The 18,836-nt window shown below is 59.0% G+C and carries 15 protein-coding genes; 11 read left to right on the top strand and 4 right to left on the bottom strand.

All coding sequences use genetic code 11. The annotated features are described in order from the left end of the window. The first annotated feature begins 80 nt into the window (after positions 1 to 80). The gene (locus ASD54_RS17315; RefSeq protein ID WP_244484784.1) at positions 81 to 584 is read left to right on the top strand and encodes a sigma-70 family RNA polymerase sigma factor; all 504 of its coding nucleotides are present in this window, start codon (positions 81 to 83) and stop codon (positions 582 to 584) included. Between the two features lie 128 nt (positions 585 to 712). Further along, a complete protein-coding gene (locus ASD54_RS17310; protein ID WP_062555981.1) occupies positions 713 to 3,061 on the top strand; it encodes a glucose/quinate/shikimate family membrane-bound PQQ-dependent dehydrogenase in 2,349 nt (782 codons plus the stop codon). Between the two features lie 72 nt (positions 3,062 to 3,133). On the opposite strand, the gene ASD54_RS17305 is transcribed toward ASD54_RS17310, so the two are convergent. Next, a complete protein-coding gene (locus ASD54_RS17305; RefSeq protein ID WP_062555852.1) occupies positions 3,134 to 3,409 on the bottom strand; it encodes a BON domain-containing protein in 276 nt (91 codons plus the stop codon). A gap of 55 nt (positions 3,410 to 3,464) precedes the next feature. Then, positions 3,465 to 5,006, bottom strand: coding sequence for a PAS domain-containing sensor histidine kinase (locus ASD54_RS17300; RefSeq protein WP_062555851.1), 1,542 nt, complete (start codon positions 5,004 to 5,006; stop codon positions 3,465 to 3,467). Positions 5,007 to 5,160: 154 nt separating this feature from the next. Between ASD54_RS17300 and ASD54_RS17295 the strand changes: the two genes are divergently transcribed. The 7 genes from ASD54_RS17295 to ASD54_RS17265 all read left to right on the top strand — a co-directional run bounded on the left by ASD54_RS17295 (position 5,161) and on the right by ASD54_RS17265 (position 14,123). After that, entirely contained in the window at positions 5,161 to 5,766 is a 606-nt protein-coding gene (locus ASD54_RS17295) for a TetR/AcrR family transcriptional regulator (protein ID WP_062555850.1), read from the top strand. Between the two features lie 37 nt (positions 5,767 to 5,803). After that, complete coding sequence (locus tag ASD54_RS17290) at positions 5,804 to 6,937, top strand: efflux RND transporter periplasmic adaptor subunit (protein ID WP_062555849.1); 1,134 nt, start codon at positions 5,804 to 5,806, stop codon at positions 6,935 to 6,937. A gap of 26 nt (positions 6,938 to 6,963) precedes the next feature. Further along, positions 6,964 to 10,113, top strand: a complete 3,150-nt coding sequence (locus ASD54_RS17285) for an efflux RND transporter permease subunit (protein WP_062555848.1) — start codon at positions 6,964 to 6,966, stop codon at positions 10,111 to 10,113. A gap of 210 nt (positions 10,114 to 10,323) precedes the next feature. Then, the gene (gene cysP / locus ASD54_RS17280; RefSeq protein WP_062555847.1) at positions 10,324 to 11,310 is read left to right on the top strand and encodes a thiosulfate ABC transporter substrate-binding protein CysP; all 987 of its coding nucleotides are present in this window, start codon (positions 10,324 to 10,326) and stop codon (positions 11,308 to 11,310) included. A gap of 76 nt (positions 11,311 to 11,386) precedes the next feature. Continuing rightward, positions 11,387 to 12,208: a sulfate ABC transporter permease subunit CysT gene (gene cysT / locus ASD54_RS17275; RefSeq protein ID WP_062555980.1), complete on the top strand. Its 822-nt coding sequence runs from the start codon at positions 11,387 to 11,389 to the stop codon at positions 12,206 to 12,208. Positions 12,209 to 12,210: 2 nt separating this feature from the next. Beyond that, the gene (gene cysW / locus ASD54_RS17270) at positions 12,211 to 13,092 is read left to right on the top strand and encodes a sulfate ABC transporter permease subunit CysW (protein WP_062555846.1); all 882 of its coding nucleotides are present in this window, start codon (positions 12,211 to 12,213) and stop codon (positions 13,090 to 13,092) included. A 5-nt stretch (positions 13,093 to 13,097) separates the two neighbouring features. Then, positions 13,098 to 14,123, top strand: coding sequence for a sulfate/molybdate ABC transporter ATP-binding protein (locus ASD54_RS17265; RefSeq protein WP_062555979.1), 1,026 nt, complete (start codon positions 13,098 to 13,100; stop codon positions 14,121 to 14,123). Positions 14,124 to 14,207: 84 nt separating this feature from the next. On the opposite strand, the gene ASD54_RS17260 is transcribed toward ASD54_RS17265, so the two are convergent. Together ASD54_RS17260 and ASD54_RS17255 are read right to left on the bottom strand one after the other, a co-directional pair. Continuing rightward, positions 14,208 to 15,644 carry an NAD-dependent succinate-semialdehyde dehydrogenase gene (locus tag ASD54_RS17260; RefSeq protein ID WP_062555845.1) on the bottom strand — a complete coding sequence of 479 codons (1,437 nt, stop codon included), beginning with the start codon at positions 15,642 to 15,644 and terminating at the stop codon, positions 14,208 to 14,210. A 209-nt stretch (positions 15,645 to 15,853) separates the two neighbouring features. Next, positions 15,854 to 17,041 carry an acyl-CoA dehydrogenase gene (locus tag ASD54_RS17255; RefSeq protein ID WP_062555844.1) on the bottom strand — a complete coding sequence of 396 codons (1,188 nt, stop codon included), beginning with the start codon at positions 17,039 to 17,041 and terminating at the stop codon, positions 15,854 to 15,856. A 99-nt stretch (positions 17,042 to 17,140) separates the two neighbouring features. On the opposite strand from ASD54_RS17255, the gene ASD54_RS17250 reads away from it, so the two are divergent. Further along, positions 17,141 to 18,058: a LysR family transcriptional regulator gene (locus ASD54_RS17250; protein WP_062555843.1), complete on the top strand. Its 918-nt coding sequence runs from the start codon at positions 17,141 to 17,143 to the stop codon at positions 18,056 to 18,058. Positions 18,059 to 18,090: 32 nt separating this feature from the next. Beyond that, positions 18,091 to 18,765 (top strand): phosphoribosyltransferase, encoded by a 675-nt coding sequence (locus ASD54_RS17245; RefSeq protein WP_062555842.1) that lies wholly within the window; start codon positions 18,091 to 18,093, stop codon positions 18,763 to 18,765. The last annotated feature ends 71 nt before the right edge of the window (positions 18,766 to 18,836 follow it).

Here is an 18,836-nt window from a genome sequence, read left to right as displayed (position 1 = left end):
TGCTCATTTTAGCGGAACAAAATACACGGATGCGACTTTTCCCACCGCCACCCCACCAGGTTTTGGAGAGGTTTCAAACGGTGTCCGATAAACAGCTGAGTCGCGATCCTGCTCGCGCAGATATTGTCAGGCTCATTCCAGCGCTGCGCGCCTTTGCACGCACATTCTGCCGCAACCCGACGGATGCGGACGATCTTGTGCAGGAAACGCTGATGAAGGCACTCGCCAATCTCGACAAGTTCGAACCGGGTACCAAGCTGAAGTCCTGGCTTTTCACCATCATGCGAAACACGTTCTACACCCGCTCCAAGGTGCTTGGCCGGGAAGCGCCGGGACTGGAAGAATGTGTTTCCGGCGATAGCCCGATGGAAGCGACCCAGGAAGTGCAAACGCGGGCACGCGAAGTTCAGCGTGCCTTGGCGAAGCTTCCTCCGCATTACCGCGAAGTGCTGACGCTCGTTGCAATCCTGGGGGAAAGCTACGAGTCCGCTGCTGAAATTTGCAACGTGGCCGTGGGAACGGTCAAGAGCAGGCTGAACCGGGCGCGTCACCAGATCCTTCTGGAACTGGGTGAGGACGATTAGCGAAGAATCTCCCTTATCCGCAGTCATCTTTGAAAAATTCGGGAACCTTTTGGCGTGAGCTGAAGTTCACCGGGCGCGGGAGGTCGTTCGGCCTCGTTTCTCTGCACCTTTTTTTCAAGGATTTCGTTATGCCTGTTACGATCACAGCGGTCCTGTTCACATTGATCGGGATCGCGCTGGCGGCTGGCGGCGCGCAACTGCTGATGCTGGGAGGGAGTGCCTACTACCTCATCACCGGTATCGCCTTCATTGTTACCGCCATCCTGCTTTTTCTTCGCCGCGCAGAAGCCCTTTGGCTCTACGCCCTCATCATTCTCGGTTCTCTGGGCTGGGCCATTCTCGAAGTCGGCCTTGACTGGTGGCAACTTGGTCCGCGCGGCGGCGTCATCATCGTGGCTGGCATGTGGCTTCTCACGCCATGGATCCGCAGGCCGCTCGGCTTTGTGAGCCCGAACACCGGTCATCGCTATAGTGCGGGTGCCGCACCGCTTGCCGCATCGGTCGGCCTTGCGGTTCTCATTGCCGTCATTTCCATGTTTGTGAACAGCAATGACCTTTCCGGCAACTTGCCGACAGACAAGATTGCGGCTGCTCCGGCGCTGGGTGGCAATGTGCCTCCGGGCGAATGGCACCAGTATGGCCGGACGCCCTATGGGCAGCGGTACTCTCCTCTGGACCAGATAAACGTTCAAAACGTCGCCGATCTTCAGGAGGTCTGGCGCTACCAGACAGGTGACGTAAAGCTGCCTGAGGATGTTGGAGAGACGACCTATCAGGTAACCCCGCTCAAGATTGGCAATTCGCTTTACCTCTGCACGCCACACAACTGGGCGATCGCTCTTGATGCGACGACTGGTAAGCAGAAATGGAAATATGACCCCAATGTCGGGTTGAATCCCGACCGCCAGCATCAGACCTGCCGCGGTGTGACCTATTACAAGGACCCGCAGATTGCCGCCGGTCAACCCTGTGCCGAACGCGTCTATCTTCCGACATCGGATGCGCGGCTGATCGCACTGGACGCGGCAAACGGCCAGGTTTGCCCTTCATTTGCGGAGAACGGCGTCCTGCATCTGGAACAGAAGATGCCGCACAATCCGGCAGGCTACTACTATTCCACATCGCCACCGGTCATTGCCGCGGGCAAGATCATCATCGGCGGTGCTGTCAACGACAACTATTCGACGCAAGAACAGTCCGGCGTCATCCGCGCTTTCGACGTCAACAGCGGCGCTCTGGTCTGGAACTGGGATTCCGGCAATCCGACGCAGACCCAGCCTTTGCCGGAAGGGCAGAAATACACCACCAACTCGCCCAATAGCTGGTCAGTCTTCAGCGTGGATGAGGAACTGGGGCTCGTCTACGTTCCTCTTGGCAACCAGGTTCCCGACCAGCTCGGCATGAACCGCTCCGAGAACGTCGAGAAATATTCGGCGGGCATCGTCGCGCTTGATATCAACACTGGCGCGGACCGCTGGATGCGCCAGTTCGTTCACCACGATCTCTGGGACATGGACGTGCCAGCCCAGCCTGTTCTGATGAACCTCAGCAAGCCGGATGGCGCCATGGTGCCAGCGCTTGTCGGACCGACCAAGCAGGGCGATATCTACGTTCTTGATCGCCGCAATGGTGAGCCGATCCTGCCGATCACGGAGCAGCCAGCGCCGGGCGGTGCCATTCCGGAAGATCGCACGGCGCCGACGCAGCCGATTTCCGCGCTCAATTTCCGCCCGCCAACGCTGCAGGGCAAGGACATGTGGGGCGTCACCATGTTCGACCAGATGGTGTGCCGTATCCGGTTGAAGCAGTTGAAGTATGACGGCCAGTATACGCCGCCTTCCTTGCAGGGAACGCTGGTCTATCCCGGCAATTTCGGCACCTTCAACTGGGGTTCGGTTGCGGTTGATCCGGAACGCATGGTGATGTTCGGCATGCCGACATACCTTGCTTTCACCTCGCAGCTGGTTCCACGGTCAGAGGTTCCACCAAAGGGTCAGGACGAGAAGGGTTCCGAACAGGGATTGAACCGCAATGATGGCGCTCCCTACGCCGTGCGCATGGGACCATTCCTCGGTCCGCTTGGCATTCCCTGCCAGGCTCCGCCATGGGGTTATGTCGCAGGCGCCGATCTGCGCACCGGAAAAACCGCTTACAAGCACAAGAACGGCACCGTCTACGACATGACGCCGCTTCCTCTGCCCTTCAAGGTTGGTGTTCCGGGTATTGGCGGACCGATGATCACCAAGGGCGGTATCGCCTTCCTCGGTGCCGCGGTTGACAACTACCTGCGCGCCTACAATCTCACGACGGGTGAACAGCTGTGGGAAGCACGTCTGCCCGCAGGCGGTCAAGCAACACCCATGACCTATTCGATTGATGACGGCCGCCAGTTCGTTGTCATGGTTGCCGGTGGCCACGGTTCGATCGGCACCAAGCCGGGCGATTACGTCATCGCCTACAGCCTGCCGCGCCGCTGACACTCACGCACAAAAACAAAGCCCGCGACGATTGATTTCGTCGCGGGCTTTATCAATTGGTCGCTTGTGTAGTCAGTGTGTCTGTTCAGATACGAGTTTGTTGACGACGTCGGTGACGTTCGGGACGGAGCGAGCCACCTCTTCGGCGCGCTCGATCTGAGTGTCGAGGAGCACGCGTCCAATCAGGGTGACGGTTCCGGCTTTGGTTGTGACGGAGATGTCTGCCGCATCCAGTCCGCCTGCTTCGGCAAGGGCCGCTGCCACTTGCGCCTCAAGCGCTGCTTCCGTCGGGAATTCGGTTACGACCGTTGGTGCCTTCTCGTGAAATGTCTGGGGTTTGAACACCATTTCTCTGCTCCGTGGTTCGAGTTTCAAAACTCAAACGCACAAGAGGGCTCAAGGTTCAGGACTGCGAGAAGACGCCCGCGATGGCGGTTTGCAGCTCATGCTGTGTGAAAGGCTTGTTGAGATGGGGCCGCGCCGAAAACTGTCCCGTCGGCAGTTCAGAATAGCCCGTTGCCAGGATAACGGGAATACTAGGGTGGGCTTCCTGTACCCGATCCGCCAGCTCCACGCCGGTCATCATCGGCATGGACTGGTCGGTTATGACCATATCGATATCCTGCCTCGACTGAAGGACCTTCAGCGCTTCAGGGCCGTTGAAGGCCTCGATGACAGTGTGGCCCAGATCTTCCAGCATCATGGTGGTGTTCATCAGGACAAGGGCATCGTCATCAACGGCGAGTACGGTCAGTTTCTTGTCGAAAGGGGCAGACATACAGTTCAGAGGCTCCTTGGACTTCACAGAAACAGCAGTGGAAACAGCGACCGGAAGAATGATTTCCGCCCGTGTTCCAAAGCCAGGTTCACTGTGAAGACGCAGGAAGCCGCCTGATTGTTCCGTCAGCGCCTGAACCATGGCCAGTCCCAGCCCCGTTCCCTTGCCGATCCCTTTTGTCGTGAAGAAAGGTGTCGTTGCCTTTTGTAATGTCTCTGCATCCATGCCTTCGCCGTCATCGATGACCGCAACGGAAACGAATTGCTGATCGCCCGTATCGTCTCGTTCCTGCCCGTCGATCTGCGCCTGTATGCGGATGACACCACCTTCCGGCATCGCATCCCGCGCATTCACGATCAGGTTGAGAAGCGCCATCTCCAGCTGGGCGGGATCGGTACGTACTGGCGGAAGCGCTGCTTCGAGCTGCGTTTCAATACGGGTATCGGGATCGATCGAACGGCTGGCCAGATCAATCAAGCCTTCGACCAGCGGAGCAATTTCGACTTCGCGCACATGCAATTCCTGGCGTCGCGAAAATGCCAGAAGCCGTTTGGTCAATGAGGCGCCGCGTTCTGCCCCGCGCAGGGCGCTCTCCAGAAGCTGCGCAAGTTCCGGATCGTCTGGCAGACGCTTCTTCAAGAGATGCAGGGAGCCGAGAATGGCCGTCAGGACGTTGTTGAAGTCATGGGCTATTCCACCGGTCATCTGACCGATGGCTTCCAGTTTCTGCGCCTGAAACAGGTCCTCGCGTGCCTGAGCCAATGCAAGCTGGGCCTGATGTTTTTCACTGATATCACGGGTGATCTTGGCAAAGCCGATGAGATGGCCGTCATCGTCCCTGATTGCATCGATCACGATGCTGGCCCAGAAACGACTGCCGTCCTTCCGAATCCGCCAGCCTTCGTTCTCGAAACGACCCTCGCGTCTTGCTGCTTCAAGACCACGCCACGGTTCCCCGGCATCGCGATCTTCCGGTGTGTAGAAACTGGAGAAATGACGCCCCAGGATCTCGTCTGGTTCATATCCCTTGAGGCGGCGCGCACCAGGATTCCAGCTGGCGACATGGCCTTCTTCATCAAGCATGTAGATTGCATAATCGATAATGGATTCGATCAGCAGCCGATATCGATCCTGCACGTGGCGTCGCACAGTGCGGCCTTCGGCCATGTTCATTCTCCCGCCCTGATTCGCAGCCTCGCTGAACTGACACTCTGTCATAAAGTTCCACGAGTATTTCGTTTTGTCTGCCAGTTGACCAAATGCGCATATTCACTGTATGACTGACGAAATTCGAAATTCGTCAGTCATCAAGCGGAAGTCAATGAACGATCATTCTACAGTGGCGAGCGATACGGCCAGACAGGACAATGTCGAACGGATTCTGGAGTGTGCCGAAAGGGTGTTCAAGCACTACGGCTACTCCAAAACGAATGTTGCCGACATCGCCAAGGAACTGTCGATGTCGCCCGCCAACATCTACCGGTTCTTTGCGTCGAAGGCCGATATTCATCAGGCTCTCGCTCGCCGCATGCTGGCAGCTCAGTACGATGCCCTGGCCGAGAGCGCAGGGCGCAAGGCTTCGGCCGCAGACCGTTTGCGGGCGCATACGCTTCTTCAGCATTCTCTGGTGATGGAAACGATGCTGGATGAGCAGAAGGTCCACGAGATGGTGCTTGTTGCCATGGACCAGCAATGGCCGGTTATCGAGGAACATCTCGCACGTGTTCGCGGGATCATCGAGAACATCATCAAGGACGGTATCGAAGCCGGCGAATTCCGCCAGCAGGACGCCCGGCTTGCTGCCGAGTGCTACATGCATGCAGGCGTCTGTCTGTGTCACCCGCAACTGGTGGCAAAGACGGCCGCTTCCGATGAAGTCATGACACCTGAAGCCCTGATCGAGTTTGCGATCCAGGCGCTGCGTTAAAATCTGCTCCGAGTGAGCGTGGAGAAGGGACCGCACGATGTCGGTTGTGGGATTGGGGAAGCTGGGTGTGGCGATTGTGGCTGTTGCAGCCATTCTGTCCGGCTGCACGGAAGAGAAAAAGGCTGCCGAGCAGGTCATTCGCCCGGTGAAGGTCGTTGAGGTGAAGGCCCGGCAGGCAGGGCCTTTGCTGCAATATTCGGGCTCTATTCGCGCCCGCACCGAAGTGCCGCTGGGCTTTAGGGTCGATGGCAAGATCAGCGATCGTCTCGTCGATGTCGGCCAAAGGGTCAAGGCAGGACAGCCGGTCGCCCGCATCGATGTGACAGACTATGAGCTTTCGGTACGTCAGGCTGAGGCTGAACTCGCATCCGCCGAAAAGCAGGTGGAAATCTCGCAGCTAGCCCTCAAGCGTGCAGAGACCTTGCAGAGCCAGAACATCACATCCCAATCCTCGCTGGAGCAGGCCCAGCTTGCGTCTCGTCAGGCGATCGCGCAGCGCGATGCAGCTCAATCGTCCCTCACGCAGGCGAAAAATCGCGTCGGCTACGGCGTGCTCTCGTCCGACGTTGACGGTATCGTCACGGCCGTCAATGCCGAGGCGGGTCAGGTTGTAGCGGCTGGTACGCCGGTCATCCGAGTCGCGCAGGATGGTGCCAAGGAGATCGAGGTAGCCGTGCCGGAAGCAGAAATTCGGCAGTTCTCGCCAGGCAAGTCCGTCAAGACCTCGTTTTGGGCCGATGGCAATCTGGCTCTGGAAGGCAAGGTGCGGGAAGTGGCAGGCAGTGCAGACCAGCAGTCGCGTACATTCACCGTTCGCGTCAGCCTGCCGGACAACCCGGCGCTTCGGCTGGGCATGACGGCGACCATTTCTACCGAGGTGTCCGGCAGTGCCCCCGGTTTCGTGCTTCCGCTCGCGGCACTCGCGAAGCAGGACGGTAAATCGATCGTCTGGCTCGTCGATCCTGCATCCTCCAAGGTCCAGCCGCACCCGGTACAGGTTGACGGATTTGCCGAAGATGGCGTGCGGATCGCCGATGGCTTGAAGGCTGGCGATCTGGTTGTCGCAGCCGGAACGCAGTTCATGCAGCCTGATCTGCAGGTCAAAATCTACGAAGGCGAAGGTCAGACAGCAGGTGGCGCATCTACCGCAGTCGCGCCTTCAAAGTCCTGATCGATCCGGGTACAGGGGATTAAGTCATGAAGGCGTTTCGCACACCCGGCTCGCCCAGGCAGCCGTTCAACCTCTCGCGCTGGGCAATTTCTCATCCCAGCATCGGCCGCTTCCTGTTCGGGATCATCATTCTGATCGGCGGCCTCGGCATCATGAACATGGGCCAGAAGGAAGACCCGGACTTCACCTTCCGCGTCATGGTCGTGCAGGCGGTCTGGCCGGGCGCTTCCATCGAGGAAATGCAGGATCAGGTCGTCAACAAGATCGAGCGCAAGCTGCAGGAAACGCCGCATCTCGATTGGGTGAAATCCTACACCCGCGCCGGTTTCTCGATCACCACGCTGCAGATCAAGGGTAACACCAATTCTCAGCAGGTGGCAGACGCCTTCTATCAGGTCCGCAAGAAGATTGGCGACATCGAGCAGGATCTGCCGAGCGGCGTTCTCGGGCCCTATTTCAATGATGAGTTCGGCGATACCTATGTGACCCTCCACGCCCTGACGGGCGACGGATTCAGCTATCCTGAGCTCAAGGACTTCGCGACCAAGGCCCGCGACATGCTGCTGGCGACGAAGGGCGTGGAAAAGGTTTCCATTCTTGGCGACCAGGCGGAGCGCATCTACATCGACGTATCCTCCAAGGCACTTGCGGAGCGCAAGCTGACGCTCAACGATGTGAAAAACGCACTGGCCGGGCAGAACAATGTCGATCCCGCAGGCAATGTACAGACGGCGACCCGTTCCGTGCGCATCACCGTAGAAGGGGGCATGCGGACGCCGGAGGATATTCGCGAACTGCGCATTCGCAGCGGTAGCCAAGTGTTTCGGCTGGGCGATATCGCCACCGTCAGCAAGGGCCTGATCTCACCCTACGACCGCAAGTTCCGCTTTAATGGCAAGGATTCGGTCCAGATCGGTGTGGTCATGCAGAATGGCTACAAGGTGACGGATGTCGGAAAATGGATCGAAGAAACCTATCGCAACTTCGAAAATGCGCTTCCCTATGGCGTTGAGGTTTCGCAGGTCGCCAACCAGCCGGAAGTCGTGCATGAGGCGATCGGCGAATTCACGCAGGCGCTTCTGGAAGCGCTGGTCATTGTTCTGGTCGTCTCGCTTTTGTCCATCGGCTGGCGTTCCGGCATCGTGATTGCCATCTCCATTCCGCTGGTGCTGGCGGCGACACTCGCCATCATGTACGAGCTCGGCATCGAACTGCAGCGTATCTCGCTCGGCGCTCTCATCATCGCGCTCGGCCTTCTCGTCGACGATGCCATGATCGTGGTCGAAATGATGGAGCGAAAGCTGGAGGAAGGGCTGGAAAAGCTCAACGCTGCCACCTTCGCCTATTCCTCCACCGCCTTTCCCATGTTGACGGGTACGCTGATCACGACCGCGGGCTTCATTCCGGTCGGCTTTGCGGATTCGACTGCGGGTGAATATGTCCGGTCTCTCTTCTACGTGGTCGGCATCGCACTCGTGACATCCTGGTTCGTTGCGGTCTATTTCACGCCCTGGCTCGGATATATGATCCTGAAGCAGCGCGCGCATGCGGGCACGCATCACGATGTCTACGACACGCGGTTTTACCGCGGGCTTCGCGCCACGGTTTCCTGGAGCGTGCGGCACCGGCTGATCGTGCTGGTGGCAACGCTTGGCGTCTTCGGCACCAGCCTCTGGTCCTTCCAGTTCATCCCGCAGAGCTTCTTCCCGCAATCCTCGCGTCCCGAAATTCTCGTCGATATGTGGCTGCCGGAAGGCACCGCCATCGAAGAGGTGGAGCGTCAGGCGAAGGCGCTGGAAGCAAAGATCATGGACGATCCTGACAAGAAATTCGTCGCGACCTTCATCGGTGAGGGGGCTCCGCGCTTCTTCCTGCCGCTGGACCAGCAGCTTCGCAACCCCAACTATGCCCAGCTGCTCGTCATGTCGAACGGCCTCGAAGAGCGCGAGCGCATGATCATCAAGCTGCGCAAGATCCTTGCGGAAGACTTCTTGTCCGTGCGTGGCAAGGTGGATCGTCTTTTCCTCGGGCCGCCGGTCGGCTGGGCCGTACAGATGCGCGTCGTCGGTCCCGACCGCGAAGAGGTGCGCAAGATTGCCGATCAGGTGAAGCAGCGCTTCCATCAGAACCCGCAACTGGGCACGATCCATGACGACTGGCTGGAGCCGGTGACGACCATGAAGCTCGTCATCGACCAGGATCGGGCGAGGGCACTTGGCGTAACATCTCAGCGCGTCCGACAGATGCTCTATGCATCGATGTCGGGTGTGACGCTCGACCAGTTCCGTGATGGCGAAGAGACCGTCTCCATCGTCGCTCGCGAACCGGATGCCACGCGGGACCTGCTGACGGCTGTCAACTCCGTCTATATTCCCACGGACAGCGGCGCCTTCGTGCCAGTCAGCCAGATTGCCCGTATCGAGCCGGTTCAGGAAAACGGGATCGAGTGGCGTCGCGACCGTCTGCCGACCATCACGATCAAGGCAACGGTTCCGGACGGTGTCGAACCGAACGATCTGGCTGCGAAGATGTACAGCGGGATGGCGGAACTGCGCAAAAACCTGCCTGCCGGCTACAAGGTCGAAATCCAGGGCGGCGCAGAGGATGCAGCGGAAAGCCAGATGTCGATTGCCGCCAAGGCGCCCGTCATGCTCTTCGTGATCGTTACGCTGCTGATGATCCAGTTGCAGCATTTCGGCAAGGCCATGCTGGTGCTGGCGACCGGTCCTCTCGGAATCATCGGTGCCGCAGCGGCACTCTTGATCACCGGCGCTCCCTTCGGCTTCGTGGCGATCCTCGGTGTCATCGCACTGCTCGGCATCATCATCCGTAACTCGATCATTCTGGTGGACCAGATTGACCAGGATATTGCGTCGGGAATGGAGCGCAGTGAAGCTATCATTGGCTCGGCGGTTCGCCGCTTCCGTCCGATCATGCTGACGGCACTGGTGGCCGTGCTTGCGTTGATACCGATCTCGCGTGGGCTTTTCTGGGGACCGCTCGCCTATGCCATGATGGGCGGCATCATGGTTGCCACCGTCCTGACCATTCTTGTTCTGCCTGCTGCCTATGCCCTGTTCTTCGGACGGGACAAGGCATCCAAATCCGGCGCTGGTGACAATGACGACCAGCGCAAGGACCAGTTGTCGCTCAACCTTTCCACCGCCGCGGAGTGAGCGACTTGCGGGAAGCGGCGCACCCCTGCCGCTTCCCGCCCCCTGCCTTCGAACGAAGGCCTCGCCCAAGGGCAGGAATAAAGCACGCACGGTGCCTTGAATTTGGCCAAAATTTGTCAATCGCAAAGGCGTTGAGGGTTTACCGTTCCTCGCAGGTTGTGAGGTGCATCGATAGGTTAGTGATAACAATCGATCGCATCGGAGACTTTGATGAAACGCCTTCTCATTCTCGGCACGGCCTTGGCCGCTCTTGTCGCTGGTCCAGTCTTTGCCCAGCAGCCGACCAAGTTGTTGAACGCTTCCTACGACGTGGCGCGAGAGCTGTTCGCAGCCGAGAACGAAGCCTTCATCAAGCAGAACCCAGGCATCAACATCGATCAGTCGCATGCGGGCACCTCCAAGCAGGCGCGCGCCATCGTGGAAGGTCTGGACGCTGACGTCGTCACCTTCAACCAGGTGACCGACATCGACTTCCTCGTGAAGCAGGGCTTCGTTTCAAAGGACTGGCAGAAGGCGTTTCCGAACAGTGCCTCGCCGTTCTATTCCTTCCCGTCTTTCCTCGTGCGTGCCGGGAACCCCAAGAACATCAAGGACTGGAACGATCTTGCACGCGATGACGTGAAGGTGGTCTTCCCGAACCCCAAGACATCCGGCAATGCGCGCTATACCTATCTTGCAGCCGTTGCCTATGCACGTGAAGTGTTCAAGGGTGACGAGGAAAAGGTCGAGGCTTTCGTCAAGAAGATCTTCGACAATGTTCCTGTCTTCGATACCGGAGGCCGTGCAGCCACCACCACCTTCGTCGAGCGTGAAACCGGCGATGTGCTGATCACCTTCGAGGCGGAAACGCGCGGCATTGCCAAGCAGTATGGCAAGGACAAGGTGGAGAGCGTCATTCCGTCGGTTTCGCTTCTGGCGGAATTCCCGGTAGCGGTCGTGGACAAGGTTGCCAAGAAGCGCGGCTCGGAAGAGCTGTCCAAGAAGTATCTGGACTTTCTCTACAGCGAACAGGGCCAGCGGATCGCCGCTGAGTTTGGCCACCGCGTGCTGAACGAAAAGGTTGTGGCCGAGTTCAAGAACGAGTTTCCGCAGATTCGTCTTGTGAAGGTCGACGATGTGTTTGGCGGCTGGGACAAGATCCAGAAGGAACACTTTGCTTCCGGTGGCACGCTGGACAAGCTATACGGCAGTCGCTGAATTCTCCTCCCAAGGAAGGATAGGCCCGGTGGTTCGTCAACTGCCGGGTTTGTCCGTTTACAACAGGACTTACCTTGTGAAACGCAATGTCCTGCCCGGCCTGCATCTGTCCCTGGGCATAACCCTCTTTTATGTTGGCCTGATCGTGGTCCTGCCGCTGTCGGCGTTGGTGTTCAAGGCAGCGAGCCTTGGACCAGCCGAGTACTGGTCCATTGTCTCGTCACCGCGCGCAGTGGCGAGCTACCGCGTGACGGCATTCTCCGCGCTGATTGCGACGCTGTTCAACCTCGTTTTCGGACTGGCACTGGCCTGGGTCCTGACCCGCTACCGGTTTCCCGGTCGGCGTATCATCGATGCCATGGTGGATCTGCCATTTGCCCTGCCCACGGCAGTTGCGGGCATCTCGCTGACGGCCCTTTTTTCAAGCAATGGCTGGTTCGGTTCCGTCTTGTCCGAAGCGGGGATCAAGGTGGCTTACACGCCCATCGGCATCATGATTGCCATGTGTTTTACCAGCCTGCCGTTCATCGTACGAACGGTTCAGCCGGTGCTGGAAGATCTTGATCCGGCGCTGGAGGAGGCGGCCCAATCTCTCGGCGGTTCGGACTGGACGATTTTCCGCAAGGTAATCCTGCCGCTTTTGACTCCTGCACTGCTGGCTGGGCTTTCGCTTTCCTTTGCCCGCTCGCTGGGAGAGTTCGGCGCGATCATCTTCATTGCCGGAAATCAGCCAATGTCGACGGAGATCACCGCGCTGCTGATCTTCATCCGGCTGGAAGAATATGATTATCAGGCGGCTGCGGCCATTGCGTCGGTCCTGCTCCTGACGGCTTTCGCCATGCTGGCGGTGACAAACTGGCTTCAGTCACGCGCCCTGCGCTACACGGTGAAGGGATAGAGATGAGCGCTTTTGCTTCTCACAAGAAACCGCCACGCGTTGGAGATGGACGGGTTTTTCGCCGCGTGCTGATTGGTCTCGTCCTTATTCTGGGGGCGCTGCTCATTCTGGCGCCTTTGCTCGTCATCGGCCATGAGGCTTTGAAACAAGGCTTTAAGGTCTATACGGCGACGCTGAGCCATCCGGATACTCGCCATGCCATCATGATGACAGTGGTGACGGCCCTCATCGCGGTGCCGATCAATACTGCCTTCGGTGTGGCAGCGGCCTGGGCCATCACCAAATTCGATTTTCGCGGCAAGCGGCTGCTGCTGGTGGTGATCGAGATCCCGTTCTCCGTTTCGCCCATCGTTGCCGGTGTTGCCTATCTCTTCGTCTATGGTCTGCAGGGCTTGTTCGGTCCCTGGCTCGACGCACATGACATCAAGATCCTGTTTGCGCTTCCCGGCATCGTGCTGGCGTCGATGTTCGTGACGGCTCCCTTCGTCGCCCGCGAACTGATCCCGCTTATGCAGGCGCAGGGGCGCGATCTGGAAGAGGCCGCGACATCGCTCGGCGCTTCGGGCTGGCGGACATTCTTCTCGGTCACGCTTCCCAACGTCAAATGGGCGCTGCTTTATGGCGTGGTTCTCTGCAATGCGCGCGTGATGGGCGAGTTCGGCGCGGTTTCCATCGTGTCTGGAAACATTCGCGGCCAGACCAATACGCTGCCGCTGCATATCGAACTGCTCTACCACGATTATCAGGCGGCAGGTGCCTTTGCCTCGGCCTCCATTCTGGCGCTGCTCGCCGTCTTCACCATCATTGCCAAGGTTGCGCTGGAGCGTCGCGGTGCCGGACGCCGCAAGACCCAAGTTACCGATGCCGCTTCGACAGGACATTGATTGCCATGGAAATTCGTCTCGATAACGTCGTCAAGACCTTCGACACCTTCCGCGCCGTGCATGGCGTGTCGCTGACCGTGCAAAGCGGTGAGCTGATTGCACTGCTTGGTCCATCCGGTTCCGGCAAGACGACGATCCTGCGCATGGTGGCGGGGCTGGAATATGCCGACGGCGGACACATCCATTTCGGGGATCAGGATGCCACCGACATTCCGGTGCGCGATCGCGGTGTCGGTTTCGTCTTCCAGCATTATGCACTGTTCCCCCATATGACAGTGGGGGAAAATATCGGCTTCGGCATGAGCGTTTCCAAGGTGAAGCGCAGCAAGGCGGAAATTGCCGCACGCGTGAACCAGCTTCTGAAGCTGGTTCGCCTTGAAGGCCTTGGAGATCGCTTTCCGGCGCAGATTTCTGGCGGTCAGCGACAGCGCGTGGCACTCGCCCGTGCCCTGTCCGTCGATCCAAAGGTTCTGCTTCTGGATGAGCCGTTCGGTGCGCTGGATGCGAATGTTCGCCATGACCTTCGCCGCTGGCTGCGGGAGATCCATGATGAACTGGGCATCACCACGATTTTCGTGACGCATGACCAGGAAGAGGCGCTGGATCTTGCGGATCGCGTCGTCATTCTGAAGGACGGCAAGATCGTTCAGCAAGGCACGCCGCAGGAGGTTTGCCGTGATCCGAAGAATGCCTTCGTGCTGAAATTTCTAGGGGATGCCAACCGGCTGACTGGCGAAGTGCGTGACGGTCAAGCACATGTTGCTGGCGTTGCCGTGGCTGCTGCCGAGGGCGTGGCGGATGGTCCGGCGGAAATCTATGCACGTCCCCGCGATCTCGATTGGTCCGCAACGCAGCCTGGTGTGCCCGCAAGCGTTGCCCGGGTGCTGGACCGTCCCGGCGAGCGCCGTGTGATCGCGACAGCATCGACAGGAGAACCGCTTGAGTTCGACGTGGACCCGGAGCGTAACATTTCCGCAGGCGAACAGGGCTTCGTGACGCTGCGGCGCGCCAAGGTATTTGCACTGGGGTGAGGTGGGCTTTTCTCAAACCCTGCAAATCAAATGAAAAAGGCGCCGGTTGCCCGACGCCTTTTTTAATCACGGCTGCTGAAACGCTCAGTTCATCTGGCTGACGAAGCGGGTTTCCAGATAGGCTTCGACGGCTTCCGAACCACCTTCCGTGCCGTAGCCGGAATCCTTGATGCCACCGAACGGCACTTCCGGAATCGCCAGACCGTTGTGGTTGATGGTCAACATGCCGGCTTCCAGACGCTGGCCGAGCGCGTGTGCGGTCTTGACCGAACCGGTGAAGGCATAAGAGGCAAGGCCGAAGGGCAGGCGGTTGGATTCTTCCAGCGCCTCATCCAGCGTGGAGAAGCGGTTGACGATGGCGATCGGGCCGAAGGGCTCTTCGTTCATCATCAGGGCGGAGGTCGGCACATCGGTCAGAACCGTCGGCTCGAAGAAGTGGCCCTTGTTGCCAATGCGCTTGCCGCCCGTCTTCAGAACGGCGCCCTTGGAAACGGCATCCTGAATCATGCCTTCCATGGCCGGGATGCGGCGCTCGTTGGCAAGCGGCCCCATGGTCACGTCAGCCTCGAGGCCATTACCCACCTTCAGGTTTTCCGCGTACTTCACAATGCCGTCGATGAACTGCTCGGCAACGCCATCCTGAATGAGGAAGCGGGTCGGTGCAACGCAGACCTGACCGGCATTGCGGAACTTTGCGGCTGCGGAGACTTCGATGGCCTTTTCCAGATCGGCATCGTTGAAGACGACGACCGGGGCATGACCGCCGAGTTCCATGGTCGCGCGCTTCATGTGCTTTCCGGCAAGGGCCGCCAGATGCTTGCCAACCGGCGTGGAGCCGGTGAACGAGATCTTGCGGATGACCGGATGCGGGATCAGGTATTCGGAAATTTCAGCCGGGACGCCGTAGACCAGACCGACAACACCGGCCGGAATGCCGGCATCCGCAAAGGCGCGGATGAGTTCGGCTGGCGAAGCCGGGGTTTCTTCCGGTGCCTTGACGATGATCGAGCAGCCGACGGACACGGCAGCAGAGAGCTTTCGCACGATCTGGTTGATCGGGAAGTTCCACGGCGTGAAGGCGGCAACCGGGCCAACCGGGAACTTGATCGCCATGTTGGAAACGCCACCGAAACGGGCCGGGATGATCTGGCCATAGGTGCGGCGTGCCTCTTCGGCGAACCAGTCGATGGTATCGGCGGCGTTGTTTATTTCCGCCTTGGACTGCGCAATCGGCTTGCCCTGTTCGCGTGTCATCAGCCAGGCGATGTAATCGATCCGCTGGCGCACGATGTCGGCTGCCTTGCGCATGATCTTCGAGCGCTCGAAGGCTGACGTTTCGCGCCAGACCTTGAAGCCCTTGTCCGCAGCGTCCAGCGCCAGATCGAGGTCAGCCTTTTCCGCGTGCGCGATTTTCCCGATGATTTCCTGCGTTGCCGGATCTTCGACCGGAATCGTCTTGCCGCCGACGGCGTCGCGCCATTCGCCTGCAATGAAGAGCTTTACATCTGGATAGCTATGCATGGTGACCTCGTTTTGAGTTCAGAAAATCGCTGAAATAAGCGACAGGCGCCAAAGGGGCGGCACCCAAGCCCTGGAGGGTTTCGGACCTTCACGTAGGACAATTGGATGCCACAATCAACGCCCCTCGGCAAAAGTAATACTAATAAAAAGGGCGGCGGCCAGGTCTCCCTGCCTCGCCGCCCTGGCCCCCCGCCGTTTCAATCAGGCAATCAGAAGAATGCTTGAATGCCTGTCTGGGCACGCCCCAGGATCAGGGCATGCACGTCGTGCGTGCCTTCATAGGTGTTGACTGTTTCCAGGTTCTGCGCGTGGCGCATGACATGATATTCGATCTGGATGCCGTTGCCGCCGTGCATGTCGCGTGCCTGGCGGGCGATATCCAGAGCCTTGCCGCAGTTGTTGCGCTTGACGATGGAAATCATTTCCGGCGCCATCTTGTGCTCGTCCATCAGGCGGCCAACGCGCAAGCTGGCCTGAAGCCCAAGCGAGATCTCGGTCTGCATGTCGGCAAGCTTCTTCTGGTAAAGCTGCGTGCCAGCCAGCGGCTTGCCAAACTGCTTGCGATCCAGACCATACTGGCGTGCGCGCAGCCAGCAGTCTTCGGCAGCACCCAGAACGCCCCAGGAAATGCCATAGCGTGCACGGTTGAGGCAGCCGAACGGACCCTTGAGGCCGGATACATTTGGAAGAAGCGCGTCTTCGGAGACCTCGACGCCGTCCATGACGATCTCGCCGGTGATCGATGCGCGCAGCGAAAGCTTGCCGCCGATCTTTGGCGCGGAAAGACCCTTCATGCCCTTTTCAAGCACGAAGCCGCGGATCTCGTTGTTGTGCGCTTCCGACTTGGCCCAGACAACGAAAACATCTGCGATCGGCGCGTTGGAAATCCACATCTTGGAGCCGCGCAGACGGTATCCGCCTTCGATCTTTTCCGCGCGGGTCTTCATGCCGCCCGGATCGGAACCGGCATCCGGCTCGGTCAGGCCGAAGCAGCCGATGAGTTCGCCGGAAACGAGACCCGGCAGATACTTCTTCTTCTGCTCATCCGAACCATAGGCGTAGATCGGGTAGATCACGAGGGAGGACTGCACGCTCATCATGGAACGGTAGCCTGAGTCGATGCGCTCGACTTCGCGGGCAACCAGACCATAGGCAACATAAGATGCGTTGGCCGCGCCGTATTCTTCCGGCAGGGTCACACCCAGAAGACCTGTCTGTCCCATCAGGCGGAAGAGTTCCGGCTCGGTTGTTTCGGAGAGGTAGGCTTCCTGGATGCGGGGCAGCAGTTCGGCCTTGCCAAAGGCTGCAGCCGCATCGCGGATCATTCGCTCATCTTCCGTCAACTGGTCGTCCAGCAGGAAGGGATCAGCCCAATTGAATGCGGTGCGGTCGCTCATCGTCAAAACCTCCAGAAAAATGTGGGTGCATAATGGGCAGACGCGGGATCGGCGTAAAGCGCCGTTTACTCACGTTGATATGAGCTATAGGAATAGGCCATGACCAATCTCAGTCGCAGGCTTCTTCCGTCCACCAGTGCACTGGCCGCATTCGAATCCGTTGCGCGGCTCGGGAGTTTTTCTTCGGCTGCAGACGAGCTTTCATTGACGCAAGGCGCCATCAGCAGGCAGATTTCAGGTCTTGAAGACCAGCTCGGCATTCTGTTGTTCGAGCGCAGCAGCCGGGGTGTGCAGTTGACGGAAGCAGGCCGCGCCTATGCCAAGGCCATTGGTGCCGCGCTTGCGCAGATCCGCACTGCCTCTCTGCAGGCCATGACGAAACGGCATGGCGACACGTTGAACCTTGCCATGCTGCCGACCTTCGGAACGCGGTGGCTCTTGCCGCGAATACCGCGCTTTGTCAGCGCCCATCCGGAAATCACGCTGAATTTTGCCACCCGTATCGGTATCTTCGATTTCGAGCAGGATGGTCTGGATGTGGCAATCCATATCGGTCAGCCGAACTGGCCGGGAGCGGAATGCACCTTCCTGATGGACGAGATGGTTGCGCCCGTTTGCAGCCCCGAATTTCTTCGGCAAAACCCGGTTTCGAAGCCGGAAGATCTTGCGGGTCTGCCGCTGCTGCACATGGCTTCGCGGCCCGGCGCCTGGACACATTTCTTCGAGGCTGTCGGCGTGCAGGGCGTTCCCGCGCCGGGCATGCGGTTCGAACAGTTTGCCAGTGTGGCGCAAGCCTGCAGCGCAGGACTGGGCGTGGCGTTGATGCCGCTCTTTCTCATAGAGGCGGAACTGCAGGCAGGAACATTGGTAGAAGCCTTCCCTCAGCAGGTCCGTAGCCCGAGCTCCTATTATCTCGTCGCACCGGTTACCCGAATGGACCTGAAGCCTGTGGCGCTGTTTCGGGCGTGGCTGATCGAAGAGGTCGGACGCTGGCGCAACGAGCCCTTCTACGCGTGAACGCATATCCCGAGAGATGAGAGAATGACGTCATGAAACCGCACGAGTTCTGGCAGACCATTCATCCGGCTGGCGCGTTTCCGGAAATCGGTCCTCATCAGGGCTTTTATCCGGCGCGACTAAAGGACGGGCGGCAGTTGCGTCTTCCGATCCGCCCCTTGTCGGACGGCGTGCATGCGCTTGCATCGCTGATCATCAACCAGGCCTCTTTCGAGGTCATCGATGTGCTGGCTGGTCAATTGGCAGAGGAGTTGAGAGGTGATGGCATTGAGATCATCGTGGGGCTTCCGACACTCGGTTTGACACTTGCTGCGGAAGTCGCCCGCAAACTCGGCCATGCCCGTTATGTGCCCTGTGGGAATTCGCGCAAATTCTGGTACCGGGATGAACTTTCCGTTCCGATTTCCTCCATCACAACGCCTGACCAGGTGAAGAGGCTCTACCTCGATCCTCGTATGGTGCCGCTGATCGAAGGACGCCGTATTGCTCTGATCGACGATGTCCTGTCCAGCGGAACCTCCATCGCAGCAGGGCTTGCGCTTCTGCAAAAAACCGGTTGCGAACCGGTTGCCATTGGGGCGGCCATGCTGCAGACGCGGCGCTGGGAAGAGGTGCTGAATGCAGTCGATGCCCAGTGGACATCGCGTGTTCGCGGTGTTTTGCAAACGCCATTTCTCCGGCGGATTGCCAACGACGCCTGGATGTAGCCTGCTACTTTTCGCCTTGCGGTCTGCCGCGAAGAATCTAGGATCGCCGCATTCTCGCTCATCTGCATAAT

The sequence above is a fragment of the Rhizobium sp. Root149 genome, from assembly GCF_001427345.1.
Taxonomy (GTDB): Bacteria; Pseudomonadota; Alphaproteobacteria; order Rhizobiales; family Rhizobiaceae; genus Neorhizobium; species Neorhizobium rhizoryzae.
The sequence above is the reverse complement of the archived record's forward strand: the minus strand, read 5'-3'. Positions and strand labels throughout refer to the sequence as shown.

Bases quoted from the DNA above. Each gene is read 5' to 3' on its own strand.
- ASD54_RS17265 (WP_062555979.1), top strand. From the start codon at position 13,098: ATGGAAATTCGTCTCGATAACGTCGTCAAGACCTTCGACACCTTCCGC.
- cysP (WP_062555847.1), top strand. From the start codon at position 10,324: ATGAAACGCCTTCTCATTCTCGGCACGGCCTTGGCCGCTCTTGTCGCT.
- ASD54_RS17310 (WP_062555981.1), top strand. From the start codon at position 713: ATGCCTGTTACGATCACAGCGGTCCTGTTCACATTGATCGGGATCGCG.
- ASD54_RS17285 (WP_062555848.1), top strand. From the start codon at position 6,964: ATGAAGGCGTTTCGCACACCCGGCTCGCCCAGGCAGCCGTTCAACCTC.
- ASD54_RS17250 (WP_062555843.1), top strand. From the start codon at position 17,141: ATGACCAATCTCAGTCGCAGGCTTCTTCCGTCCACCAGTGCACTGGCC.
- ASD54_RS17245 (WP_062555842.1), top strand. From the start codon at position 18,091: ATGAAACCGCACGAGTTCTGGCAGACCATTCATCCGGCTGGCGCGTTT.
- ASD54_RS17260 (WP_062555845.1), bottom strand. From the start codon at position 15,644: ATGCATAGCTATCCAGATGTAAAGCTCTTCATTGCAGGCGAATGGCGC.
- ASD54_RS17305 (WP_062555852.1), bottom strand. From the start codon at position 3,409: ATGGTGTTCAAACCCCAGACATTTCACGAGAAGGCACCAACGGTCGTA.
- ASD54_RS17255 (WP_062555844.1), bottom strand. From the start codon at position 17,041: ATGAGCGACCGCACCGCATTCAATTGGGCTGATCCCTTCCTGCTGGAC.
- cysW (WP_062555846.1), top strand. From the start codon at position 12,211: ATGAGCGCTTTTGCTTCTCACAAGAAACCGCCACGCGTTGGAGATGGA.
- ASD54_RS17290 (WP_062555849.1), top strand. From the start codon at position 5,804: ATGTCGGTTGTGGGATTGGGGAAGCTGGGTGTGGCGATTGTGGCTGTT.
- ASD54_RS17300 (WP_062555851.1), bottom strand. From the start codon at position 5,006: ATGGCCGAAGGCCGCACTGTGCGACGCCACGTGCAGGATCGATATCGG.
- ASD54_RS17295 (WP_062555850.1), top strand. From the start codon at position 5,161: ATGAACGATCATTCTACAGTGGCGAGCGATACGGCCAGACAGGACAAT.